A 24,231-nucleotide genomic window follows, 5' to 3' on the forward strand; every position below is an offset into this window, starting at 1 on the left:
TCGCGCGACACTGCGGCCCCGGCGTCTGCGTGCGCCGGGGCCGTTCTGTATAGACCTACGCGGTGCACGTGTTTGATCTGAATAGCCGTTAATGGGCGTGCTTGCCCGAGCGGGCTATCCCACTTTCTGGAGTAGAGGATGTTCATCAACGGCGAATGGCTGACCGACCGGCCCACGTTCGCGGTCACCAATCCGGCGACCGGCGAAACCATCGATACGGTGCCCGACTGCAACGACGCGGATATCGACGCCGCGATCGGTGCGGCGCATACGGCGTTCGCCGGCTGGCGTGCGACCACGGCCTATGACCGCGCCCGACTGCTCTATCGTGCCTGGGAGCTGATGAACCAGCGCAAGCGCGAGCTGGCGGAATTGATGACCCGCGAGCAGGGCAAGCCGCTCAAGGCCTCGCTGGCCGAGGTGGGCTACGGCGCGGATTTCCTGCTCTGGTTCGCCGAGGAAGCCAAGCGCGTCTATGGCCAGATGGTGCCGTCGGCCCGTGCGGACCAGCGATTCATGGTGCGCCGCGACCCGGTGGGCGTGGTGGGCGCGATCACGCCCTGGAACTATCCGATCTCCATGATCACGCGCAAGCTCGGTCCGGCGCTGGCCGCCGGCTGTACGGTGGTGCTCAAGCCGGCCGAAAGCACGCCGTTGTGCGCCCGTGCCATGTTCGAGATCTTTGAGGAAGCCGGTTTTCCCAAGGGCGTGGTCAACCTGCTGACCGTGTCCGACCCGACGGCCACCGGCCGCGCCTTCTGCAGCGATCGGCGCGTGCGCAAGCTCACCTTCACCGGTTCGACCGCGGTCGGGCGCAAGCTCAACGCCGAGGCTGCACTCCATCTCAAGCGGGTGTCCATGGAACTGGGCGGCCACGCCCCGGCGCTGGTGTTTCCCGATGCCGATCCGGTGTATGCGGCCAAGGGGCTGTCGCTGGTCAAGTTCCTCAACATGGGCCAGGCCTGTATCAGCCCCAACCGGATCTATGTGCACGAAGACCACGCCGAGGCGTTTCTCGGCGAGCTCACCCGGCGGGTCGCCCGTCTGCAGGTCGGCAACGGCATGGACGAGGGCATCGGCATCGGCCCGCTGATCAACGAAGCCGCCATCGACAAGATCGAGGTCCAGGTCCAGGACGCCGTTGCCCAGGGCGCACAGCTGCACCACGGCGGCGAGCGCCTGCGTGAAGGGACCTTCGCGGCCGGGCATTTCTATGCGCCCACGATTCTGTCGGGCGTCACCCCCGCGATGAAGATCTATCGCGAAGAGACCTTCGGCCCGGTCGCGCCGGTGATCACGTATCGCGACGAGGACGACCTGATCGCGCTGGCCAACGATACCGAGTACGGCCTGGCGGCGTATGTCTACAGCGACAAACTCTCGACCGCCATGCGCGCGTTCGAGGGCCTGGACTTCGGCATCATCGGGATCAACGATATCAACCCGACGAGCGCGGCCGCGCCGTTCGGCGGCATGAAGGACAGCGGCCTCGGCCGCGAGGGCGCCCAAGAAGGCATCGCCGAATATCTGGAGACCAAGACGGGCGGCATGATCGTCTGAGACACGCTGCGTCCGTCGGGAGGGCGGGTCGGAGAGGCATTACGCGGTGCCCCGGCCCGTCGTCGGCGTGCGTGACGGTCGGGCGCCAGGCGTTGTAGTCGGCGAACCGGTGCGCGTCAGCGCCTGTCCTGCCGCACCGTCGCGCTGACGATTAGCGGTGGCGCTCGGTGGCGGGCCGGGGTGCGGTGACTTGCGACAAGTCGCAGGCGTACAGACGCCAGTGGCGCTGCGCCGGCGATGCGTCGGGCACGCCGTTGGCTCGGGCCACGTCGAGCGTTGGTCTTTATGGCTGACATGACGCGAACACGAACTTGGCTAGCGCGCCTCCACCACGGCTCCGTCGGCGTCCAGGTAGTGCGATGTGTAGGCCGCGACTTCGGGCGGAATCTCGAGTTCGACGACCTGAAACGCCACACGGATAATCTGGCCACGGAATACCGCCTCGGCTATCGATGGCCGGCCCTCCTGGATAATTTTCAGAAAAGCGCGATTGCTTGTCACGATCGCGTCGGTGCGCTGCATTCGATAGTAAATGCGCAACAGACTGCTCGCCGATGACCACGCACGCAGAAGCGATGCATTGCCGGACTCCTCGCAGACGGCGCGATGGAAATCCCAATGGGAGCGGAACACGTTCGTACGATCGTTCTGTTCGTTCGCTGACAGAAGCGTGGTCATGAGATCTTCGAGCCGACGCAGCGATGCTGGCTGAGCGCGATGCGTAACTAGCCGCGCAGCCGCGCCTTCGATCAGCCCGCGCGTGACACTCATCTGCGCGATCTCCTCCCGAGACGGATCGGCCACGAACGCGCCGCGGTTAGGACGAATCTCAACCAGGCCGTCAGAGGCTAGTTCGCGTAGAGCCTCCCGCAACGGGGCACGGCTTATGTCCAGTAATGACGCAATTTCCACTTCGCGTAGGCGTTGTCCCGGCGCGAACTGGCCGGTCATGATCGCGTCCGCGATGGCCTTCGCCGTGACCGCGCTGAGAGAGGGAGGGCGGTCGAATTCCAAGTGTTTTCCTGCGTATGGGTGAGCGGCTGTTGCGCATAATTCAACACAACGGCCGCAATGTTACAAATGTCGACAGGTGTATTGACTATTGTCGACAATATGCATATCGTCGTCTCGCACCCACGAACAGCGGTGTCTTTCGCTGCAGGAGATTATTTTGAACGAGGTCCGACTACTCGCCGTGACCGCGATTCTTGGCTACGGCTTTCCAGAAGAATCGCTGCGTGCGGGACTAGCGCGCAAGCCGCATATGATCGGCGTCGACGGCGGCAGCGTCGATCCCGGCCCATACTTCCTAGGAGCCGGCAAGGCATTCTGCTCCAACCTGGCCATGCGCCGTGACCTGCGTCTCATGCTGAACGCCGGCGTTGAGGCGGGAATTCCGGTCGCCGTGTCGACTGCGGGAGGCGCCGGCGGTTCGCCGCACGTCGCGAATATCGTGGACATGGTTCGCCAGATCGCCCAGGAGGACGGGCTGCATTTCAAGCTTGCCATCATTCACTCGGAGCAGGCGCAAGCGGATGTCATCGAGTGGGTTGAAGCAGGGCGAGTCAACGCCCTGGGCAGCCGGCCACCGTTGACCACCGATACCGTGGAGCGGGCCACTCGTATCGTCGGTGCCATGGGGCCAGAGCCTTACATGGACGCCTTGGATGCCGGTGCCGATGTCATCATCTCGGGTCGGAGCACCGATCCCGCGCCGTGGGTCGCCATGGTCCGTCGGGCCGGCCTGCCGGAAGCCCAGGCATGGTATGCCGGCAAGATGCTGGAATGCGGCGCCGAGCCGGCACTGCCCAAGAAAGAGGATTGCCTGTTCGTCACCGTGGGCGCCGACTACGTCGAATGCGAGCCGACCAGCCAGGAGCGTCGCTGTACGCCGCTATCGGTCGCTAATTTCAGCCTCCACGAAAACGCGAGTCCGGTCCATCATTTCGAGCCGGGTGGCATGCTGGACACCACCGAATGTGTCTTCGAGGCCGTAAGCGATCGCGCCGTGCGGATCACCGGCATGAAATGGCTGCCGGCTTCGCAATACACCGTCAAACTTGAAGGCGTCGAACAGACCGGATTCAGAGCGCTGGCGATCTGCGGTACCCGAGACCCGGTGCTCATCGATACGATCGAGCCCTATCTGGAGCGTTCACGCGAAATCGTGGCCGAGAAGACCGCTGCCTTCGGTGTGTCACCCGAGAGTTATGGCTTGTCGTTCCGGGTCTATGGCCGCAACGGCGTGATGGGCGCCCGCGAACCCGTCACCGAGATTACGAGCCACGAGCTTGGTTTCGTGATCGAAGTCGTGGCCTCGACGCAGGACGAGGCGAATGCGGTTGTGGCCATCGCCCGCACCACACTGCTGCATTCCGATTTTCCGGGGCGTCTCTGCAAGGAGGGAAATATGGCTATTCCGTTCTCTCCCTCGGATATCGAGTTAGGCCCTCACTATCGGTTCAGCGTGTACCACATAGTGGACACCGACAGTCCGACCGCTATGTTTCCAATTGAATACGAGCAGGTGGGAGGCTAACGATGGCTTTGATTCGTGATATCGCCAAGGTCTGCAAAAGCAAGAATGCGGGACCGTTCCATCTCACGATCGATGTCGTGTTCGACGATGTCGATACCTTCAAGCGCGTCGCCGACAGCGACGTGCTCAACGCAGCGCTGTTCGCCAGGCTCTACGACGTTGCCGAGTCAGACGTGTTGTTTACGCCCTACGCACCTGCATTAGCGTTCAAGGCAACGATTCCTCGCGCGGTGAGCGCAGGCGATATCGGTGATACCGATGTCTATGGGGCGCAGCAGCATGCACCGTTGCTGGATATCGATATCCCGATTTGATCGGGATCCATAACCAATTAATCAAAAGAGACAGCCGGGGAGATAATCATGAAACGTCTTAGTATCCGATGGGTCCGTTGCGGACTGCTGATCGCCGTATCCGCGGCCGCCGTGTTCTCTGGCAACGCGGCTGCGAAGAGTCTGAATTTACGGCTGGGCCATGAGCTGCCTATCGACTCACCGATTCATCGGGCGTTGGAGACCTTCGCTGAAAACGTGAACGAAGCGTCGGACGGCGACATCAGCGTGAAGGTATATGGCGGCGCTACGATCGGCTCCGACCGACAGCTCAGCGAACAGGTTCGTCTCGGGGCGATCGACATGGCGGCGCTGGGTGTCAATACGCAGGCACCTCTTGGCGACGATTTTTCTATCGATGAGGTGCCATATGTCTGGGACAGCTATGCCCAGATGGCTGCGGCCTATAACGGCGACCTTGGAGAGATTCTCGGCAAGAAGTTGACCGCGCTTGGCGTGCGTCCTATCGGCTATTTCCCATTCGGCTTTCGTCAGCTCACCAATAACGTGCGGCCGGTCGAAAAGCCCTCGGATATCAAAGGGCTCAAGCTGCGTGTGGCTGAAGTGCCGATCCGTATCGATGCCTTCAAGGCGCTTGGCGCGCGTCCGGTACCCATCGCCTTTCCGGAGCTATTCACGGCCCTGCAGCAGGGTACGGTAGACGGCCAAGAAAACCCGCTGTTCATTATCAAAGGATCGCGCTTTTTCGAGGTGCAGAAGTATCTGACGCTCACGAACCATATTGCGTCGACTTATTTTCTCGGAATGAATTCGTCGCGGTTCAAATCGTTGACACAGGCGCAGCGCGACATTTTGCTTGCGCAGGCGGCGAAGATCGGTCCGCAGGTAACCGCGGAACTTGAGTCGAACCGAAAAGAAATTCTGGCGTTTTTGCGAGACCAAGGCATGCAGATCGTCACGGATATCGATCGCGATGCGATGCGCGCCGAACTCAAACCGGTGTATAGAAAATACAAAAAAGAGTTCTCGCCGGACGTATGGGCTGCATTGAAGAAATATTCGTCTCTCGGCGACGACTGAGATCACCGTGGCTACTGCGCATAAATTCGGCTCCGGAAAGGTAGCCACCGCGGTCGTCCGCGCGATTGAGTCGGTGTCGGTGGTGGGGTGGTTCATCTTCATCGTGGCGACGCTCGGCCAGGTCGTGGCCCGATATGTGTTCGGATCCGCCTTGTCCTGGGCAGACGAAATTGCTCGCCTGTCGCTGATTTGGTTCACGTTCTTATGCGCACTCGAGTTGGCCATCGTGGACGAACACATCGCTATCGAGGTGTTCAAGCCTGACGGCGTGCTCGGCCGTTTCCTGGCATTCGTCAAGTACGCCGCGATCGGCGCCACGGGCGTGATGCTGGCCTACGGTGCGTGGAAGCTCTATCCGGTGGTTTCCATCTCGAAGATGCCGGCCACAGGTATTCCGTCGGTGTACATGTACCTCGCCGCCGCGGTGGCTGGGGGCGGTTTTATATTGATTGCCGTGTTGCGTATGGCAGCGAGCGTCTTCGATCTGTTCATGGCCCGGCGTCGGCCGATCTCGCGTTAGCCCAACCGATGCTTTCGATTCGAGATTAGCTGATGTCGACTGCCATTCTATTGATGCTCGCGGTGCTGCTGGCGCTGATTCTGGCCGGCGTCCCGATCGCGTTTGCACAGGCGTGCGCGGTATTGCTCTACGTCACGCTCAGCGGATACCCGCCGATTCCGATTCTTGCCCAGCAGACCGTGGCCGGTATCGATTCATTCGTGCTGCTGGCGTTGCCACTTTTCATCTGGTGCGGCGTGCTGATGGAGCGTAGCGGCGCCAGCGAAGGCTTGATGCGGCTGGTTCTGTATCTGATCGGGCGCCTGCCGGGCGGTTCGGCGATCGCGAGCGTTGTTGCCACGACGTTTTTTGGCGCCTTGACAGGTTCTGCGGTCGCCTCGACTGCGGCGATCGGTCAGATCATGGAACCGCAGTTGGTCCGCCAAGGGTATCGTCCGGGCTTTGTTGCGTCGCTTCAGGCAGCATCTGGATCGCTCGGGGCGGTCATGCCGCCAAGCATTGCGCTCGTGACCTACGGCGCGATTGCCGGCGCGTCGATCAAGTCGCTATTTGCCGGCGCCGTGGTGCCGGGGTTGCTCATAGCGGCGATGCTGTGTGCCTATGCGTACGTCGTAAGCCGCCGGCGGGGCTATGGGCTTGCAAAAGCCGAGCTGGCTCAGATCAGCTTAGGCGAGGCGAGCAAGGCCGCATTGCCCGCGTTGGTCATGCCGTTGATCATCCTTGGCGGCATATTCGGCGGCGTGTTCACTGCCACGGAAGCTTCGGCAGTTGGCGCGATCTACGTACTGCTCATCGGCGTGTTCTATTATCGTGGCCTGGATTTACGCGGCGTCGTGTCGACGTTGGTCGCGTCCGGCCGATCGACGGCATCGATCATGTTGATCATTGCCACCTCTTCGCCGCTCGCCTGGATTCTGTCAGCCGAACAGGTCCCGCAGCATTTCACCACGCTCGTGCTGTCGGTATCGGACAATCCGATACTCGTCATGCTGATGATCAACGTACTGTTGCTCGTACTCGGCACGTTCATGGAGACGATCGCGATCATCGTCATTCTCACGCCGGTGCTGCTGCCCGTGGTGACGACCGCTGGCGTCGACCCGGTGGTATTCGGTGTGTTGATGATCGTGAATCTATCGCTCGGCGCGATCACGCCTCCGTTGGGGGTCTGTGCGTTCGTGGCCGCAAAGATCATCGCTATCGACGTCCGTGCCATGTGGCCCGAGCTCATCCACGTCGTTTTGTTGATGACGCTCGGACTGCTACTCATCATTCTCTTCCCGGGCCTGGTGTCCTGGGTCTATTGAGCGACCGAATGATCAAGCTTGGAGATACGCGCTTAGATGTGGTCTGGGAAACCGATGACCACAGCTTCGATGCGCAACAATTCTTTAAACACTCGACACGCGAAGACTTCGCCAGACACGAGGACTGGATTTCGCCGCTGCATTTCGATGCGCACACCAATCGTATCGCGTTGAGCATGCATTCTTGGCTGGTTCGCACGCCGCGGCTGACAGTGTTGATCGACGGATGTGTCGGCAACGACAAGCAGCGCCCGACGCGGCCGGCCTGGCATGAGTTGAACACACCGTTTCTCGATCGCCTGGCAGCGCTGGGCGTCAAGCCCGCCGACGTGGACTACGTCATGTGTACCCATTTGCACGCCGATCATGTGGGCTGGAACACGTGTTTGGTGGATGGACGATGGGTGCCGACCTTCCCCAACGCGAAATACGTGATCAGCCGTCGGGAACACGAAATCTGGCAGGCACGCTTCGAGACGAATACGGCCGATGAACCCGGCCATCATTTGCAGAGTTTCATCGATAGTGTTTTACCGATCGTCGAGGCCGGCAAGGCGTTGATCGTCGATGATGGCTACGAACTGGATGATCTCATTACCATCGAAGCTGCGCCTGGTCACACGGAGGGGCATGTTGCCATCTGGCTGCACGCGGGCCGTGAATCCGGCGTATTCACCGGCGATGTGATCCACCATCCGATTCAGATTCACCACCCCGACTGGAGTTGCATGGGGTGTGAGAATCCGACCGATGCCAACCGTACGCGGGCGAGAATACTGGAACGTTGTCTGAGTCAGGGGACGCTACTACTGCCGGGCCATTTCATGGCCCCCCACGCCGGATATGTCGAGCACGATACTCACGGTCTGTCGTTCCGTTTCGTGGATGGGCGAACCACGCGCAGAGACGACTAGTCGTCGCGCGCTCCGATCTTCGTACGTCGAGCCCTGTGTCAGCGGATCCTGGAGCTTTTATCTCAACGGTTTGCCCAGGGACAGGCCGTGCGGGCAACGGACAGTACACAAACGGATTATCACGACTCCGATTGTTTCTGGATGATCATCTGCAGTCGTGCGTGACTGGCAATTTGCGCCTCGTCGAAAGACGATCAGGCCAGGCTGCACGCGGTCGACGTTTGAACAATGACTGCCGCATAAACGGTTCGCGGCGCGTTGTACAAGCACCGGCAGACGGCCCGGCAACGCACTACGGCCGAATCCAGTAATAGGGGAAGTATTCGCTGCGATCGGTATAGCCGAAGCGCAGAAGGCCGGCGCCGGTGGGGTCGAACACGTCGCGATCGCGGACGCGGATCGTGTCCATGGCCTGCCAGGTCTGGCCGCCGTCGCGGCTGAGCGAGCGGTGTTCGCCGTCGTTCTGGCCGACGTCGAGCAACAGCCAGTGGTCGTTGGCCACCAGCGTGCGCAAGGGCTGGTGGCCGCCGACCCGTATCGGCTGCAATTCGCCGCCGCGTATCCGGTAGAGCGTGTCGCGTTCGCGTCGGTTAGACCGATAGATGCCGAAAAGCTGCCCGCCGGGCCCGTTCTCGATATAGGAGAAGCCGCCGTCGTATTTCGTTGCGGACACGATCTCGCCGCTGTCGGCATCCACCTGGAGCATCACCGAGTCGGGCGTGCTCTGATAGCGTCCGCCGGCCACGGCATGGAGCATGCCGGTGTCGTCCCGGTACCAGTCGAAATGGTCGGTGTTCTTGTCGTGGGTCAACGACCCGCTCATCAGTTCCGGTCGATAGGTCAGCAGGCGTTCGTCGTCGGCGAGCACCCGCCAGTGGCGCCCGCCGTCGGACGACAGATACAGGCGCTTGAAGCCGTCGACCCAGACGCGGTCCCCGTCGATGCCGACGATCCTGGGTACATAGGCTCTTTCGAGCACGCCCTGGGCGGCCAGACGCCAGTGATGGCCGAAATCGTCGGATACGAAGACGCTCCGGTCGTCGACATCGGGCAGTTTGGCGAGCAGATAGCAGCGCCCCTCGGTGCCACAGCGCATCGCCTGAATCTCGCCCTGCAGGCGCGCGACTGCGGTGACCTTGCGGCCATCGCTACGCAGCAGATAACTCAGGCCGAGCGGATGGCGCTGGCGCATCAGCCGGTCGACACGCTGCTCGGCTTCGCTCTTGTCGGTGGGCGGCAGACTCACCAGGCAGTTGAGCACCGGCCGGTCCGGCCCGGCGGCCACCTGGCCTTCGGCGTGGCAACGGCTGCGGCAGGCGCCGTCGCTGGCACAGGCTTCGGCTTCGGGATCGCGACCCCGCGATTCCACACTTATCAGCGCATCGTCGCCGGCGGCGGTGGCCTCCAGCGAATCCCAGGCCATGGGCTCGACGAGCGTGCTCGCCAGCGTCTGTCGCTCGTCTTCGTGCCAGCCCTGGGCATAGCCGACCATCAGATACCAGTACACGCCGAAAATGCAGTAGCACAGCAACGCTGCCAGCAGCCACGGGCGTATCCAGACGGGCAGCATGATCAGTAGAACTCGTTGACGGTGGGGCGATGGCCGGCGCGCCGGCGCCATGCGAACGCGATGCCCAGGATTTTCTCGATCGGCCGATCGCCGCGTTTACGCATATAAAACGAATGCGCAATGGCGCCGATCAGGCCCAGCCCGCTGAGGATGAGCATGACGATCAGCAGCATGCCGGCATTGAAGCTCAGCAGGCCGACCCAGTCCCAGTAGTCGGGCCCGACGCCGCGCGCGTACCAGTCGTAGACCTCGAAGCTGATGCCCATTGCCGGCAACAAGACCATGAAGAACGCGGCGAGCCCAAGCACGAACCGCCGTGCGATGGGCGTATTGCCGGTGCCCTTGTAGGTGACATGGGCCAGACCGTCGTTGCCGTTGAGCACGCCGCGGATCTCGCCGTCGGCGACCAGGGACAACAACGTCACTTGATCGCCAGCGGCCAGGAACAGCGGCGCACGGCGGATCAGGATCGGGTCGATGAAGCGTCGCAGCTCCCACGCGCCGGTGCGCAGCGAGAACAGCTCGCCGGCACAGGCAAGGCGATATTCATGCACGCTGTAGCTGGTACGGCCGGCGCCGTAGGTCCGAAACGCCACCGACACGCCGCTGAGCCGGTCCTGCAGAACGCCGAGACCGCCGTGCACGCCGTCGGCAAGCTGGAGCGTGTCCGGCGTGCGGCATGGGCCGGGCCGGTGCGGGGGATCGAGTTCGCCGGCCCGAAACGCCCGCAGCCCGCGGCGAACCTTGCGCCGGCCGGGGTGGACCATCACCGCGAGCCGGTAGAGCGCCCATATCAGGGTGAAACCGGCCACCACGCACAGGATGATCTGTAGCAGCACGACAAAGATATTGGCGGCCGTCGGCAACGCCAGCGCCGCGGCCACCGGCAGCGGCGAAAGCACCAGCGCCAGCGGCGCCAGCCACGGCCGGCGATCGGGCTCGGGCGCCCAGATATCGCCGTTGCTGCGCGCCAGCCAGTGCAGCCATGCCGTGCCATCGGCCAGCCGATGGGCGCCGATGACCACCTGTTCGTCGCCCCGCAGGCCGCGGCCGAGCAGGGCGCTATCGAAGCGGTCGCGATCGAAGAAGAACACGCCGGCGTCGGTGCACAGCCGGCCGATCGATATACCGTTTTCGATCGACATCTGCTTGAGTTCGCGACAGGCCGCACGCACGAAAAATACCGTGCCGGTGCGCTCGGGCGTAGAGGGGTCGGGTTTACTGGACGACATCGGGGCCCGAGCTCCTGTCTGATGTGTCGGGCGCCGCGCCTACGCCATCGGCTTGCGAGGCGGGGCGCTGTGCCGGGCCGGCGTTTTCGACCGTACCGTCGTCGAAACGCTGTATTTCGAAACCGTTCGTCTCGATGCCGCGGCGTGCGAAGTCCGCTTTCACTGCCTCGATGGCCGCTTCGAACGCCTCGTCGGTCATGCCCTGGTAACGCGATGCGGTCACGACCAGGGTCGGCCGCGGGGTCATCTTCAGCCAGCGGGTGATGATCGGCATGGGCAGCCCGCCGTTGAATTCATCGAGCTTGGCGGAAATATCGGCGACCTCGCGATAACGGATACGCCAGTGCATCTGCGGCAAGCCGCCGGGGCGTGCGGCGTCGTCTGCCTCGGGTGGCGGCAACACGAAAAACGCCAGCGTGTATTCGCCGTCCACCGGGCGCAGCGAGATCTGTGAATACGACGTCAGCGTGGCCGTATCGTCGTGCTGCAGGCCCATGCGATAGCCTTCGGCCTCACCGCCGACGATGAAGTCGGTGATGCTGCCGGCCGTGTTCATCGTATCCAGCATGTCGATACCGCTCTGGCGCGTCTTGATGTTCGGCGCGAGCAGGGGCTTGAACCGGCGGTCGCTGTCGGCCGGGCCCCACATATAGACCGGGCCCTGTTCGGCCACCGCGAGCTGCAGCACGCCCGCACTGCGTTCGAGCGCCTTGGGCGCCTCCTCCTTCATGCCCTCGAACGGATTCGGCGCGATCATCGATTTGATCGGGCCGGAATCGCAGGCACGCATGCTGTACGTCAGCGGTAGCAGGACGACCGCCAGTGCAACCCACTTGCTGTGTCGTGCCATCTGTTGGCTGAAACGACGATCGGCGTCGCGGTTGGCGCGGCTCATGGTCGATGCTGCCGACCGGCGCTCTCGTTTCCCGGGCTTGTCGTCGTCGGTGGCACGCCGGCTCGAGCGGGCAGGCTGGGTCGGCCGGGCCTTAGCGGGCGCCGGTTCGGCCTGTCGCGGCGCTGTGGCGCCGGCCGAATGTGCTACGCGCTCCGGCCGGTCGGCCGGCGCCACGTTCGCCGTCTCGCCGAACAGGGCAGCAGCGCCGGGCAGTGAAGCCGACGCCGCGCCTTCGCCCTGCAGACCGGCCTGTACGGCATCGATGAAGGCGACATAGTCCTGCAGGTCCTGCTGGTAATAGCGGCTGTCCAGATGAAAGCGCAGCCGGCGTCCGTCGGCCAGGCGCAGCGTCATCGACGGGGCGCTGATCTCCCAGCGGAACAGCCGCGAATCGCAGTCGGTGGTGTGTGTACGGACATCGGCGAAGGCGATACGCCCGAAAAGCCGTGATTCGAAGCCGGTATCGTCGAACCGTACGACTTCCTCGCGACCGCGAGCAGCCCGCGACCGATACCCGAGCACGCCCCAGGCCAGCACCCAGGCCGCGACGGCGGTAGCACCCACGCCGAGCGCCACGGGTCCGGCGACGACGTGATGCAGGATCGGCAGCGCGATCGCCAGCAGGACCAGCCCGCCGAAGAACGCCAGCACGGCGGCACCGCGCAGATCGGCGCGATCATGGTGGTATGTCAGATGCCCCGGCGATGTCATTCCGTGTTGCTCTGGCTGTCACCGCGACCGGACCGGCGCCGAATCGCGGCCGAACGATTCCCCGGACAGGGCGCAGGTGGTGAATAACGCGCGCCACAAGTCCGCCAGGGAAGTCGGCGTGCCGAACTCGTATCGGCTCGAGTCGGCGTCGCAAAGCTTACGAACGGGGCCGCCGGGAAACAACCCGACGCGCAAGGTATTTCTGTGCGATTCTTTTGCCGACTCAACCACATGGCAGCCGTGAATCCCCGCCGGTACGCGGTCCGTCAGGGTCCTTGCCGTCATACCGCCTATCTTATTCGTGTCGAGTACGCCGCACGCCGCGGGACCCGTTACGTGGTTGTGCGCGCGCGCCGGCGGGCATAGATTCGATCGACCGTGATGCAATGCCGGCTTTTCGATTCGCGGGTTTCCAAAGGGATTGTCATGCACAACGTATTGATCGAGCCGAGCACGCTCGCGCAGTGGCTGGACGAAGGGCGCGATGTCGTCGTGCTCGATGCGCGAGCGCGGCTGCAGGATGCCGACGCCGGCCGTGCGCTCTGGCGCGAGGCCCATGTGCCCGGCGCGCGCCATGCCGATATGGATCGCGACCTGTCCGCGCCGCCGTCGCCCGAAGGCGGGCGCCATCCGTTGCCGGACAAGGCGGCGTTCGCCGAGCGCTTGCGGCGCTGGGGTGTCACGCCTGAGCGCCCGGTGGTCGTCTACGACGATCAGGGCGGGGCCATTGCCGCGGCGCGTACCTGGTGGATGCTCGTCTGGGTCGGCCATCCCGCGGCCTGTGTGCTCGATGGCGGCTGGCCTGCCTGGCGTGCTGGCGATTATCCGGTGTCGAGCGACACCACGGAGCCGACGCCCAGCGACTGGACGCCGACGTTCGACGACAGCCTGATCGCCACGACCGACGATGTGGCGCGCGGCGATGCGGTGCTGCTCGACGCCCGCGCCGGCGAGCGCTTTCGCGGCGAGTACGAACCGCTCGATCCGGCGGCCGGCCATATTCCGGGCGCACACAACGTGCCCGCCTCGTCGCTGCTGGATACGCAGTCCCGTCTGCTATCGCCGGACGAGTTGGCCCGGGCGCTGCCCGCCGGCGACGCCGTGATCAGCTACTGCGGTTCCGGGGTGAGCGCCTGCCAGCTGATCCTGGCCTGCGCGGTGCTGGGCCGGCCGTTGCCGCGCCTGTATCCCGGCTCGTGGAGCGCCTGGAGTAGCGACCCGTCGCGACCGGTGGCGACCGGGGCGGCCTAGCGGCTGAACCGCCGGGTCTCCGGAACTGGTTCGCCGGTGTTCAGTCGCCCAATATCCCGACCCGGAAGCGGCGTTTCTTGATGCCGGCCGGGCCTTGTTGTGGACCAAGGCAACGTAGGCACGCACGGTCGTGATCTCGATCTTGCCGGCCTCGTCACCGGTCAAGCCGCCTTCGCCGGCGAGACGCCCCGGCGAGCAGCGACTGGCGTAGCACACGACGGGCGGCCGGCTCGAACACGGTGTACGAGCATTTCGCTCGCAGATGTGTAAGCGCTTCACACGCTCGCCGGCGTGGGCCGATCGCAGCGAATGCGGCTACCTACGCTAGCGCATCGAAGCAAGAAAAACGGGCGCAACGATGGGGCCGTCCTATACGGAAACATGCGCATGATGTTGTGTATAGGCGGCGCGTGTGGGGGGTATAACGCTCAGGCGCGATAGGTACACTTCAGTCAACGAGCGCGGTTGAACGGCACGTGTTATGCCCTGCGCTGACACGCAACCCGTACACCGGCGGCCACAATGGCCCCGGCGTATGCCCGAGCCCGAGCCCGAGCCTTGTAGCCGACGATATACGAGGGCCTTGCTAGCGACGCATCACGGTGCCGTCGTCGTCCAGCAGCGGGTAGCTGCCCTGTTCGTCGTGCGATTCAGGCCCGACCAGCGCTGGGGAGAAGGCACAGATCACGGTCATGCCCTTCTCGCTGGAGAGGATGTGCTGCTGGTTCTTGTCCAGCGCGTACAGCACGCCGGGCTTGAGCTCCCATTCCCCGCCTTCGGTCAGGTCCTGGATCTTGCCTTCGCCTTCGATGCACAGCACGGTTTCCTTGTGGTTCTTGTACCACATGTGGAGTTCCTTGCCGGGCTTGATGTAGGTCTCGTGCATCGAGTGGCCCATGCCGTCGGCGCGCAGCGTATAGCGGCGGCTGATCCACTTGTCGTCTTCGACGGCATCGTTTTCGGCATCTTTATGAGTACGGATGAGCATGGCTCTATCTCCTTCGGGTGGTTAAGAAAAATTCGGGCTATGACCGGAGGTCGCAACGGCCGATTTCGGAACCGAACGGCCTGAAGCCGCCTTCGGTATCGAACTGGGGCGAGACATCGCGCTGGAAGATCAGGATCATGTCCGAGCCGCCGAACAGGAAGTAGCCGAACTCCTCGCCCTTGGCGACGTCGGTGTCTTCCACGGCGGTGAGGTTGATCGAGCCGACATGCGACATGCCGACCGGCACCGCGGCCACCAGGCCGATGTCGCCGTCTTCCGATTCGGCGGTATCGAGGATCACCACGCCGCGGGTCTGCGAGAACTCGTAGCCGGTGGTGGCATCGTCGTGCGAATTGAAGCCGCCATCGGCGAGGCTTACCTTCAGATAGGCCCGGCCGTCGACCGCGAAGCTCTCGCGTACCCGGCCCGACACCGGCACGTGGTAGCGGTGGTAGGCCGAGGGCGGCAGGGCATAGTGCACGAAGGTGCCGCCGGCGAAGGCCTCGGCGTATTCACTGTCGCCGAGCAGTTCGGAGACGTCGCCGTATTGGTGGGTGCGCTTGACGCGGGTGCCGGGGATCTTGGAATCCTCGCCGATCGTGAACTGGCGTTGATAGCTGCAGTCGGCCGGGCAGGCGAGCACCCGGTTGTCGGTACGGGATGCGATCGGGCGCAGGCCGGCGTTGAGTTCGCGGGCGAAGAACTGATTGAAGGTCAGCCAGCCGCTCGGCTGATTCGGCTTGCCGTCGATCAGCGATTCCTCGATCCGGTACTGCGGCGCGTTCTTGATGAACGTTTCCAGGATCTCTTCGGAGAAGGAATCGGTGGTGTTCAGGAATGTGCCCCAGTCGCGGGCGCATTCGAGCAGCCAATCGCGGAACCAGTCGACGTTCTCGATCACGGCGTCCTGCTGGTCGCCGACATCCTGATCGATCAGCCAGAAGAAATGACAGAGGCGGTCGAAGACTTCCTGTTCGTACTGGTCGCGCTCGCCGAGCTTCTTCCAGGCCTCGTTCTGTCCCTGATAGGGCACCCAGCGCAGAAAGCCGGCGACGTATTCGGTGTAGGCCTCGAAATCCTCGGGCCAGCGCAGCGCGTCGAACAGAATATCGTCGAGCGCGTCGGCCGCGCGGCTGCGCGCCTTGCGCAGCGACTCTTCGAGCAGTTCGACGAAGTTCTGATCGTCACGCTCGACGTAGTCGCGCAGATCGCGAATCACGCGGTCGGTATCCGGCTCGGCCCGGGTCTGGCCGCGATCGGGCGCTTCCGGTTTGTCGTTTGCTGCCATCACCGGCCTCCCGACGGCGCGCTTTCGTTGGGCACGTCCGGATAGCGCGGCGGGTACGCGTCCATATAGGCCCGGCAGGCGGACATGATGCGCGTGTCCTGATAGCGCTCGGCGGTGAGCTGGAAGCCGATCGGCAGCCCGTTGTCGGTGAAGCCGCAGGGCACGGAGGCGCCCGGCTGGCCGGTCAGGTTGAACGGGTAGGAGAAGTTGGCCCACTCCTGCCAGTCGTGCATGTCCGAATCCGGCGGCACCTGATGATTCACCGCGAAGGCTTCCAGCGGCAGCGTCGGCGTCAGCAGCAGGTCGTAGTCCTGGAAGAAGCGCGCCATATGCGCGCCGAGACGTACGCGGCCGTCCATGGCCTGGAACAGATCGGTGGAGGCCCAGTCCTCGGCGCGCTCGGCGTTCTCCGCCAGGCCAGGGTCGAGCATCTCGCGCTGGTCCTCGTCGATGTTTTCCCAGATCACGCGGGCGCCGGTGAACCAGATCTTGCGATAGATATCGATCGGCTCCTCGATGCCGGGATCGGCCTCGACGATCTCGGCGCCCAGGGCTTCCAGGCGCTCGGCGACCTGGTCGACCGCCTTCGCGATCTGCGGGTCGACGTTGGCAAAGCCCAGCGTGCGCGAATAGGCGATGCGCAGGCCGGCGACGGACGGCTCGATGTCCGCGCCCCAGTCCTCGGGCTGGCCGCCGCGGGCATAGACATCGTCCGGGTGATAGCGCCCGATCTGATTGAGCATCAGCGCGGCATCGCGCGGGTCGCGCGTCAGCGGGCCGATGCTCGCGAGCATGGCCGACTTGGACGGCGGCCACTGCGGCGTCCAGCCGAAGGTCGGCTTGAAGCCGAACACGCCGGTGAAGCCGGCCGGAATCCGGATCGAGCCGCCGGAATCGCTGCCCTGATGCAGCACGCCCATGTTGAGCGCGGCCGCAGAAGCCGCACCGCCGGACGAGCCGCCGGACGTCTTCGACGTATCCCAGGCGTTGCCGGTGGCGCCGAACACGCGATTGTCGGTGACGCCTTTCCAGCCGAATTCCGGGGTATTGGTCTTGCCCAGAATCACGGCGCCAGCACGGCGCATGAAATCCGCCGGCGGCGAGTCGTAGTCGCAGATCTCGTCGCTGGTGGTCAACGAACCGGCACGGGCCGGCATGCCTTTGACTTCGGCCAGATCCTTGATCGAGCAGGGGATGCCGTCGACCGGCGACAGCGGTTCGCCGCGCGCCCAGCGTTCGGCCGATTCACGGGCCGCGGCGAGCGCGCCTTCGTGATCGACGTGGCAATAGGCGTTGACGGCGTCATTGAAGCGATCGATCCGGTCGAGCGCGGCCTGGGTGGCGTCCACCGGGCTGGCCTCGCCGGATTCGTACAGCGTGCGCAGCTCGTGCGCGCTCAGCCGGCCGAGATCCTCGCTCTTCGGCGCAGTGGTTGCAGACATAAGTCGTGCCTCCTCGTTTCGATCGACGCCGTGGCCGGTCCCCGGGGCCACATCAAAACGTTCGGCGGTCGATCGCATCGGGTCATCCCGATGGCAAAACAGTGCAACATGCACATACTGCGTCGCACCATGAGTATCTTCCCTTACGCGTTATCCACAGCCGTGTCGGGTACAAGTCGCCTCAAAAACGAAACGACGTTTCGCTGTGGCACAGTAGCGCGGCAGAATAACCGCCCGAGGAGATGCCCGATGTCCGATCCCGTCACCCCCCTGCTGCTCTACGGGGCGCCCCACTCGCTGTACACGGGCAAGGCCCGCTGTTATCTGCGCAATCAGGGCATTGCCTATGTCGAGCGGCCGACGTCGCACCCGGATTTCGTGGCGCGTATCGCGCCGAAGCTGGGCCGCGCGATCATCCCCGTGATCGAAACGCCGGACGGCGAGATCATTCAGGACACGATCGATATCATCGATCATTTCGAACGCGCCGGATCGGCCTGGCCGGTCTATCCGGAAACGCCGTTGCAGCGCGTGCTCGCGATCGTCATCGAGTATTTCGGCGGTCAGGCGATGCGCAAGCACGCCATGCACTATCGCTGGTCGTATCTCGAGCAGCAGCGTGATTTTCTCTGGCACGCCTTCGTCAGCGGCTCGGGCGAGGCCATCGCGGAAAAAGTCATGGGGCGGATGAATTCCTACCTGCCCATGCTCGGGGTCACCGACGAAACGGTGGCCCTGATCGAGCGCTCGTTCGAAACCCTGCTGGATACGCTCGATGCCCACTTCGCGGTCATGCCGTATCTGCTGGGCGGGCGGCCGTCGATCGCGGACTACGGGCTGATCGCACCGCTGTTTGCACATCTCGGGCGCGATCCGGTGCCGGCGAACCTGATGAAGACCCGGGCGCCACGGGTTTTTCGATGGGTGGAGCGCATGACGGCGCCGGGCCTGGATACGGTCGACTATCCGGACGTCGAGCCGGCCTTCGTCGCGGACGACGCGATTCCGCCTTCGCTGGAACCGTTCCTGGCGTATATCGCCGAGGACATGTTTCCGGAGCTCGACGACAAGTTGGCCTTCTTCGACGCCTTGATCGCCGAGCAGCGTCCGGACGACGGCGCACCGGTGGCCGACCGGCCGCATCGGCGTCAGCTCGGCGCGGTGAACACGCACTATCGCGGCGTGCCGATCGAGGTCGGCGCCGAGCCGTATCTGTTGTACGTGCTCCAGCGTGCGGTCGATACGGTGCAATCGCTGGACAGCGCCGAAGCCCGGCGCGTCATGGACGCCCTCGCTCGTGTCGGCCTGGAACGCGCCGTCCCGCTCGGCCGCGATTACCGCGTGGCCCGCGAAAACAATATCGAGGTCTGGCGCTTCGACTAGGCCGGTGGGTGCAGCGGCGGTTGTTTGCGTTGTCTACAGCCGCCGATCGCTTGGGCGTGCTCGATACCGTTCGCGCTGCGGCGCCGGCATCGATACGCTGTCCGCCAGGGGTCAGACGAGGCGGTTATGGATTACGCAGACTATCGGGCGCGGTTGATACAGGCGATCGACCGGCCGGAGCTGGCATTCGACACGAGCGAATACGACGCGCGTCTGAGCCGGGTTCGTGCGGCAATGGCGAGTGCGCGCCTCGATCTGCTCGTGCTCACCGAGCCCGGCGATCTGTGCTATCTCACCGGCTATCGGACATTCGAGGTCTCGGTGCAGTGCGCGCTGCTGGTTTCCGACACGGCCACGGTGCTGTTCGTGCCGGCGATCGAAATCGGCCCGGCGGTCTATCTGAGCCGGGTCGACGAGGTGGTCGGCTACGCATGGGAATCGCCGGTGGCGATGGCACGCAATCTCAGCGCACAGATGCGACGCCTGGGCGGCCATGCGGACAGTCGCGTCGGGGCCGGGCTGTGGAGCGGCTCGCTGCGCCCCGGGCTGCTGGCCGCTCTGCAGAAAGCCGGGCCCGTGCACGAATTCATCGATATCGGTGATCTGGTCGAGAACGTGCGGCTGGTTAAATCGGCCCCGGAACTGGCTTATCTGGACGAGAGCGCGGCGATCACCGCGACCGGCCTTGATGCCGCGGCCCGGGTGATCGATGCGGGCGTGATCGATCACGAAATCGCCAGCGCCGGCGCGGCGGCCATGCTCTCGGCAGGCTCGGAATTCATGAGCATGCAGCCGATCGTGACGACCGGTCGGCGCAGCGGCATTATTCATACCAACCACGACGGTCATCGCATCGCCCGCGGCGACGTGGTGTTCACCGAATTCGGCGCCGTCCGACGTCGCTACACGGCGCCGTTGATGCGTACGGCCGTGGTCGGTACGGCCAGCGCCGAGATCCGTCGTTTTCACGAGGTCTGTCTGGCCGTGCTGGCCGCGGTCATGGATGCTGCGCGTGTCGGTGCCACGTTCGATGCTGCGGCCCGCGCCGGCGAACAGGCACTGGCGCCGATCGCGGCCGATGCCTTCTTCTCCGGCGTGTACGGCTATCCGGTCGGAATCCAGTTTCCACCCTCCTGGGTGGCGGGGTCGGCGTTCATCGCGCGCGGCAACGAGCGGCTGTTCGAACCGGATATGGTCTTCCACCTGCCGATCTGCCTGCGCAAGCCCGCGGCGTTCGGCGTCGGTTTCAGCGAAACCGTGCGGATTACCGATCATGGTGCGGTGCCCATCACCCGCAACGATCTGACGCTGGCCGAAATCGGGTGATGGCAGCGGCTCGACGCCGCGCGTACCGAGCCGCTGTCCAATAGCGTTCGACGGGTTCAACGCGCTTTCGACCGCTGCCCGCGACACGCACCGACAGGCCTGGCTCGATACGCCAAACGCTGCAACTCGCAGGGCATTTGGGCCCGTGCCATCGCCCGCACGGGCCTCACGAACAGACTCCCGGGCGCGTGGCCGCCCGCTGCGCCTCAGCTGGCCGCGGCCAGCGCCTGGTCCAGATCCGCGATCAGGTCGTCGATATGTTCGATGCCGACCGACAGCCGCACCATGTCCGCGGTGACGCCGGCGCTTTCGAGTTCGGCCTCGTTGAGCTGGCTGTGGGTGGTGGCCGCCGGCATGGCCGCACAGCTTTTCGCATCGCCGATATTCACCAGTCGGATGAACAGCTCGAGGGCGTTGTAGAAGCGCACCCCGGCATCCAGCCCGCCTTCGATGCCGAACGACAGGATCCCGGAGGCCTGGCCGCCCATGTAGCGCTGTGCCAGATGGTTGTCGCGGTGGCTGGCCAGCCCCGCGTAGTTGACCCAGGTCACACGCGGGTGGGCCTCCAGGTATTCGGCGATGCGCTGGGTGTTGTCGCAGACGCGCTCCATGCGCAGGGCCAGGGTTTCGAGCCCCTGCAGGAACATCCAGGCGTTGAAGGGGCTCATCGCACCGCCCATGTTGCGCAGCGGCACCACCCGGGCGCGGGTGATGAACGCCGCCTCGCCCACGTCCTTGGCGTAGTTGATGCCGTGGTAGGACGCATCGGGCGTGGTCAGCAGCGGGAAGCGCTCGGCGTGCTCGAGCCAGGGAAAGCGTCCGGCGTCGACGATCAGCCCACCGATGGTGGTGCCATGACCGCCGATGTACTTGGTGGCCGAATGGACCACGATATCCGCGCCGTGCTCGATTGGGCGCAGCAGCGTGGGCGAGGGCACCGTGTTGTCCACGATCAAGGGCACGCCGTGGGCATGGGCGATCTCGGCCAGCCGGGCGATGTCCGCGATATTGCCGGACGGGTTGCCGATCGATTCGCAATAGACTGCCTTGGTGCGCTCGTCGATAAGCTGCGCCATGGCGTCCAGATCGTCCTTGTCGGCGAAACGCACGCCCATGCCCTGGCGCGGCAGCGTATGCGCGAACAGGTTGTAGGTGCCGCCGTAGAGTTCGCTGATCGATACGATATTGTCACCAGCCTCGGCGATCGTCTGAATCGCGGCGGTGATCGCGGCCATGCCCGACGCCATGGCCAGCGCGCCGACGCCGCCTTCCAGCGCGTTGACGCGCTGTTCGAGCACGCTGCAGGTCGGGTTCATGATGCGGCTGTAGATATTGCCGGGGACCTTCAGATCGAACAGGTCGGCGGCGTGCTGGGCATCGTCGAACGCATACGAAGTGGTCTGATGCAGCGGTACGGCCACGGCGTGCTGTTCGTCCGGCGTGTAGCCGCCGTGCAGTGCGATGGTTTCGGGTTTCATGCAGAGCTTCCTGAGCGTTGGGAGTCGCGGCGCCCGGCTCTATTCATGACGGTCGATAGGTCGCCGGGCCACCCGAGTTTAGGCCATTGGCCCCGGCTGCGGGCAATGGGCCGGGCGTGCCGACCGCGATCCACCATTAATCGACCGCACGCGGCGTATGGCCGAGCGGCCCAGGGCTCTTTCGGATGATGACGCGAAAAAGCGGTGGCTTACACCCGGTGGGTTGCGCCAGCCCGGGCGCAGCGCACGCATACGTCAGTCCCGGCCGGTCGCCGGCTCGGTATAGCGGCCGGTGCGGCGATCGATTGCAGTATGGACCGGCCGAGCGCGGCCCTGGCGAGCAGCGCTCGGCCGGTTCATGGCGTTACATGAAGCCGTCCCAGAAATCGCACTTGTGCCGCTCGCGGAATGTCGCGGCATCCTCGGTCTGCGGTTGCGGCGGGACGAGGACCTGGATCCGCGGATCGTTGACGTCGTAGGCCGGCCACGCCGGCGCGGCCGCGGAATTCGGGTCACCCGCGTCGGCGAATGTCGACCAGTAGCTGACCATTGCATCGGAGAGCTGGCTCTGTTCGTCGTCGAGCGGTCTGGCCTGGCCGGTGGCGCCGCGATATAGCGGGAACAGGTACTGCAGCTCGCCCGTATGGTAGGCGCCGAGCGGATACGAGGTCGGCGGAGAGTAGGACGGCGCGTTCTCGTCCGCGAACTCGTATTCGTAGACCGGCACGTACGCAGTAAGCAGCGTCGATACGGTCTCGATCGGGCAGATGAAGCGCGAATCGCCCTGGATTGCGCTAAGCGCCTCGCTGGGCGAATCGAAATCGCTGAGCGGATATTCGCCGAGCACCTGAGGCGCGTTGGCGCCGTACGTGGTTTCGACCTGTGTGCTGTATTCATCGGCTGTAAGCGGCGTGCCGCTTGCGAACTCGGTCTGGGCCACGAAGAAACGGCCCTCGTCGCGGTTGGCGCCGTTGATCACCGGCACCTGGTTGAAGTCGCCCGAGCCGAGCGCGGCCCGGACGGTCTGGGTCAGGATGGTCCCGTCGACCGTCAGCGTCGAATTGCTGTAACGGTTGCCGCTGCCCAGCTCCTGAATCTGTTCGACGGAAAGCGCGCGCAAACACTCTGCCGTCTGATCATCGCAACCGACGGACTCGGCGAACGCCTGGCCGTTGGCCTCGGACGTCGCCAGGTCGGGCTGGTCCAGGGAATAGGCGCCGCTCTCGACGATGCCGCGGTGGAACAGTCCGGCGGCGGTCGGCGAGGCCATGTTGGCGAGCACGTCCTGGCCGCCCGCGGATTCGCCAAAGATGGTGACGTTGCCCGGATCGCCGCCGAACGCCGCGATGTTGTTCTTAACCCAGCGCAGCGCGGCCTGCTGGTCCATGAGGCCGTAGTTGACGATGTCGTGCGCCTCGGCGTCGATCGCCGGATGGGCGAAGAAGCCAAACACGTTCAGCCGATAGGCGATGGTCACCACGATGACGTCGCCCTGCTTGACCAGCTTGCTGCCGTCGTAGTCGTTCGTGGCGCCTTCGGAATTGCCGCCGCCATAGATCCATACCATCACCGGTCGCTCATCCGATGCGTCGATATCGGCGGGGGCGAACACGTTCAGATAAAGACAGTCCTCGCTCTGGCTTTCGACGGCGAAGTCGACCAGGTTGACCGTCTGTGCGCAGATATCGCCATAGGCGGTCGTGTCGCGCGTGTCCTGCCACGGCGGCGGATCCTGTGGCGGCTGCCAGCGCAGATCGCCGACAGGCGGTGCGGCGAAAGGGATACCCAGAAACTGGCTGACATCGTCGCTGAGCTTGCCCTGGACGGGGCCGTCCGCGGTCTGAATCACGGCGGTGCGCGAGGCGCCGCCCGGCTCGCCGTCATCGACTCGGGTGTCGTGATCATTGTCGTCGCTGCAGCCGTTGAGCAATAGCGCCACGCCTGCGAGCAGCAGCGCGCCGGTCGAGCCTCGTCGGTTGATTGTGGTGGTCATCCCATTCTCCCCTTGGTATTGCGCGGACCGAGTACCCCGTCCATGTCGTTGCACCCGCTGTTCCGGCGTTGTTGTGTGGTCTCGCAGCGGCCGATCGATGCCGCCAGGATCAATGTGCCCAGTTGGCCCTCGGGCTGTCTTTCGCTTTCGGGCCAACTTTTGTCGCGGATCGGCCGTGCCGGGATGGACTTGTCGCCGGGCCGGTCTAAAACGTTGGTTGTAGGACCGGGTACAACGCGCTGCGGACACGGAGCCACACGCGGCGGCGTGCCGGGGACGGTGGCTCGCACAGGGCGTGGGTTCGAGCCTCTGGCCCGCCCGAACCTATTGATATAGCTGTATCACGCAGGCGCGCAGCGCCTTGTTCAAAGGCTTTGCGGTCTTTGATGGACGGTGCTAGCGTCCAGTCAGGATGCTGCGAGGACATCCATTACAAGTGGCGCGTACGTCACGATAAAAAA

At 64.3% G+C, this 24,231-nt stretch carries 19 protein-coding genes; 10 read left to right on the forward strand and 9 right to left on the reverse strand.

What is annotated here, in order from left to right:
- The first annotated feature begins 138 nt into the window (after positions 1–138).
- Entirely contained in the window at positions 139–1,560 is a 1,422-nt protein-coding gene (locus T31B1_RS06035) for an NAD-dependent succinate-semialdehyde dehydrogenase (protein WP_353248538.1), read from the forward strand.
- 315 nt (positions 1,561–1,875) lie between these two features.
- Here T31B1_RS06035 and T31B1_RS06040 read toward each other — a convergent pair whose 3' ends face one another.
- Entirely contained in the window at positions 1,876–2,574 is a 699-nt protein-coding gene (locus tag T31B1_RS06040; protein ID WP_353248539.1) for a GntR family transcriptional regulator, read from the reverse strand.
- A 250-nt stretch (positions 2,575–2,824) separates the two neighbouring features.
- On the opposite strand from T31B1_RS06040, the gene T31B1_RS06045 reads away from it, so the two are divergent.
- From T31B1_RS06045 to T31B1_RS06070, 6 genes are read left to right on the forward strand one after another with little or no spacing between them, the layout of a single operon-like run.
- Positions 2,825–4,099 carry an acyclic terpene utilization AtuA family protein gene (locus T31B1_RS06045; protein WP_353248540.1) on the forward strand — a complete coding sequence of 425 codons (1,275 nt, stop codon included), beginning with the start codon at positions 2,825–2,827 and terminating at the stop codon, positions 4,097–4,099.
- A 2-nt stretch (positions 4,100–4,101) separates the two neighbouring features.
- Entirely contained in the window at positions 4,102–4,413 is a 312-nt protein-coding gene (locus T31B1_RS06050) for a DUF4387 domain-containing protein (protein ID WP_353248541.1), read from the forward strand.
- Positions 4,414–4,461: 48 nt separating this feature from the next.
- Positions 4,462–5,472 (forward strand): TRAP transporter substrate-binding protein, encoded by a 1,011-nt coding sequence (locus T31B1_RS06055; protein ID WP_353248542.1) that lies wholly within the window; start codon positions 4,462–4,464, stop codon positions 5,470–5,472.
- 7 nt (positions 5,473–5,479) lie between these two features.
- Positions 5,480–5,992, forward strand: coding sequence for a TRAP transporter small permease (locus T31B1_RS06060; protein WP_353248543.1), 513 nt, complete (start codon positions 5,480–5,482; stop codon positions 5,990–5,992).
- Between the two features lie 32 nt (positions 5,993–6,024).
- On the forward strand, positions 6,025–7,299 hold the full coding sequence (locus T31B1_RS06065) for a TRAP transporter large permease (RefSeq protein WP_353248544.1): 1,275 nt from the start codon (positions 6,025–6,027) through the stop codon (positions 7,297–7,299).
- A gap of 8 nt (positions 7,300–7,307) precedes the next feature.
- A complete protein-coding gene (locus tag T31B1_RS06070) occupies positions 7,308–8,213 on the forward strand; it encodes an MBL fold metallo-hydrolase (RefSeq protein ID WP_353248545.1) in 906 nt (301 codons plus the stop codon).
- 292 nt (positions 8,214–8,505) lie between these two features.
- Here the strand turns inward: T31B1_RS06070 and T31B1_RS06075 are convergent, their stop codons facing one another.
- Genes T31B1_RS06075 through T31B1_RS06085 form a run of 3 tightly spaced genes read right to left on the reverse strand, consistent with a single transcriptional unit; the run spans position 8,506 to position 12,621 of the window.
- Positions 8,506–9,783, reverse strand: coding sequence for a WD40/YVTN/BNR-like repeat-containing protein (locus T31B1_RS06075; RefSeq protein ID WP_353248546.1), 1,278 nt, complete (start codon positions 9,781–9,783; stop codon positions 8,506–8,508).
- Positions 9,784–9,785: 2 nt separating this feature from the next.
- Entirely contained in the window at positions 9,786–11,015 is a 1,230-nt protein-coding gene (locus tag T31B1_RS06080; protein WP_353248547.1) for a hypothetical protein, read from the reverse strand.
- On the reverse strand, positions 11,002–12,621 hold the full coding sequence (locus tag T31B1_RS06085) for a hypothetical protein (protein ID WP_353248548.1): 1,620 nt from the start codon (positions 12,619–12,621) through the stop codon (positions 11,002–11,004). The genes T31B1_RS06080 and T31B1_RS06085 overlap by 14 nt, the downstream gene beginning before the upstream one ends.
- Positions 12,622–13,047: 426 nt before the next feature.
- On the opposite strand from T31B1_RS06085, the gene T31B1_RS06090 reads away from it, so the two are divergent.
- Positions 13,048–13,872, forward strand: coding sequence for a sulfurtransferase (locus T31B1_RS06090; protein ID WP_353248549.1), 825 nt, complete (start codon positions 13,048–13,050; stop codon positions 13,870–13,872).
- Positions 13,873–14,458: 586 nt separating this feature from the next.
- Here the strand turns inward: T31B1_RS06090 and T31B1_RS06095 are convergent.
- From T31B1_RS06095 to T31B1_RS06105, 3 genes are read right to left on the reverse strand one after another with little or no spacing between them, the layout of a single operon-like run.
- A complete protein-coding gene (locus T31B1_RS06095; protein ID WP_353248550.1) occupies positions 14,459–14,860 on the reverse strand; it encodes an ectoine synthase in 402 nt (133 codons plus the stop codon).
- A 37-nt stretch (positions 14,861–14,897) separates the two neighbouring features.
- A complete protein-coding gene (locus T31B1_RS06100) occupies positions 14,898–16,148 on the reverse strand; it encodes a phosphatidylserine decarboxylase (RefSeq protein WP_353248551.1) in 1,251 nt (416 codons plus the stop codon).
- Complete coding sequence (locus T31B1_RS06105) at positions 16,148–17,590, reverse strand: amidase (protein WP_353248552.1); 1,443 nt, start codon at positions 17,588–17,590, stop codon at positions 16,148–16,150. The genes T31B1_RS06100 and T31B1_RS06105 overlap by 1 nt, the downstream gene beginning before the upstream one ends.
- Positions 17,591–17,839: 249 nt before the next feature.
- Between T31B1_RS06105 and T31B1_RS06110 the strand changes: the two genes are divergently transcribed.
- Entirely contained in the window at positions 17,840–18,973 is a 1,134-nt protein-coding gene (locus T31B1_RS06110) for a glutathione S-transferase family protein (RefSeq protein ID WP_353248553.1), read from the forward strand.
- A gap of 126 nt (positions 18,974–19,099) precedes the next feature.
- Entirely contained in the window at positions 19,100–20,299 is a 1,200-nt protein-coding gene (locus T31B1_RS06115) for a M24 family metallopeptidase (protein ID WP_353248554.1), read from the forward strand.
- A gap of 206 nt (positions 20,300–20,505) precedes the next feature.
- On the opposite strand, the gene T31B1_RS06120 is transcribed toward T31B1_RS06115, so the two are convergent.
- A complete protein-coding gene (locus T31B1_RS06120) occupies positions 20,506–21,777 on the reverse strand; it encodes an O-acetylhomoserine aminocarboxypropyltransferase/cysteine synthase family protein (protein WP_353248555.1) in 1,272 nt (423 codons plus the stop codon).
- A gap of 364 nt (positions 21,778–22,141) precedes the next feature.
- Positions 22,142–23,770, reverse strand: coding sequence for a carboxylesterase/lipase family protein (locus T31B1_RS06125; RefSeq protein WP_353248556.1), 1,629 nt, complete (start codon positions 23,768–23,770; stop codon positions 22,142–22,144).
- Positions 23,771–24,231 lie beyond the last annotated feature (461 nt).

The organism is Salinisphaera sp. T31B1 (assembly GCF_040361275.1).
GTDB lineage: Bacteria > Pseudomonadota > Gammaproteobacteria > Nevskiales > Salinisphaeraceae > Salinisphaera.

What these genes read in the sequence shown, in the direction of transcription:
- T31B1_RS06090 (WP_353248549.1), top strand. Translation starts at nt 13,048, where the DNA reads ATGCACAACGTATTGATCGAGCCGAGCACGCTCGCGCAGTGGCTGGAC.
- T31B1_RS06050 (WP_353248541.1), top strand. Translation starts at nt 4,102, where the DNA reads ATGGCTTTGATTCGTGATATCGCCAAGGTCTGCAAAAGCAAGAATGCG.
- T31B1_RS06100 (WP_353248551.1), bottom strand. Translation starts at nt 16,148, where the DNA reads ATGGCAGCAAACGACAAACCGGAAGCGCCCGATCGCGGCCAGACCCGG.
- T31B1_RS06075 (WP_353248546.1), bottom strand. Translation starts at nt 9,783, where the DNA reads ATGCTGCCCGTCTGGATACGCCCGTGGCTGCTGGCAGCGTTGCTGTGC.
- T31B1_RS06085 (WP_353248548.1), bottom strand. Translation starts at nt 12,621, where the DNA reads ATGACATCGCCGGGGCATCTGACATACCACCATGATCGCGCCGATCTG.
- T31B1_RS06080 (WP_353248547.1), bottom strand. Translation starts at nt 11,015, where the DNA reads ATGTCGTCCAGTAAACCCGACCCCTCTACGCCCGAGCGCACCGGCACG.
- T31B1_RS06035 (WP_353248538.1), top strand. Translation starts at nt 139, where the DNA reads ATGTTCATCAACGGCGAATGGCTGACCGACCGGCCCACGTTCGCGGTC.
- T31B1_RS06105 (WP_353248552.1), bottom strand. Translation starts at nt 17,590, where the DNA reads ATGTCTGCAACCACTGCGCCGAAGAGCGAGGATCTCGGCCGGCTGAGC.
- T31B1_RS06055 (WP_353248542.1), top strand. Translation starts at nt 4,462, where the DNA reads ATGAAACGTCTTAGTATCCGATGGGTCCGTTGCGGACTGCTGATCGCC.
- T31B1_RS06045 (WP_353248540.1), top strand. Translation starts at nt 2,825, where the DNA reads ATGATCGGCGTCGACGGCGGCAGCGTCGATCCCGGCCCATACTTCCTA.
- T31B1_RS06110 (WP_353248553.1), top strand. Translation starts at nt 17,840, where the DNA reads ATGTCCGATCCCGTCACCCCCCTGCTGCTCTACGGGGCGCCCCACTCG.
- T31B1_RS06125 (WP_353248556.1), bottom strand. Translation starts at nt 23,770, where the DNA reads ATGACCACCACAATCAACCGACGAGGCTCGACCGGCGCGCTGCTGCTC.
- T31B1_RS06065 (WP_353248544.1), top strand. Translation starts at nt 6,025, where the DNA reads ATGTCGACTGCCATTCTATTGATGCTCGCGGTGCTGCTGGCGCTGATT.
- T31B1_RS06070 (WP_353248545.1), top strand. Translation starts at nt 7,308, where the DNA reads ATGATCAAGCTTGGAGATACGCGCTTAGATGTGGTCTGGGAAACCGAT.
- T31B1_RS06115 (WP_353248554.1), top strand. Translation starts at nt 19,100, where the DNA reads ATGGATTACGCAGACTATCGGGCGCGGTTGATACAGGCGATCGACCGG.
- T31B1_RS06095 (WP_353248550.1), bottom strand. Translation starts at nt 14,860, where the DNA reads ATGCTCATCCGTACTCATAAAGATGCCGAAAACGATGCCGTCGAAGAC.
- T31B1_RS06120 (WP_353248555.1), bottom strand. Translation starts at nt 21,777, where the DNA reads ATGAAACCCGAAACCATCGCACTGCACGGCGGCTACACGCCGGACGAA.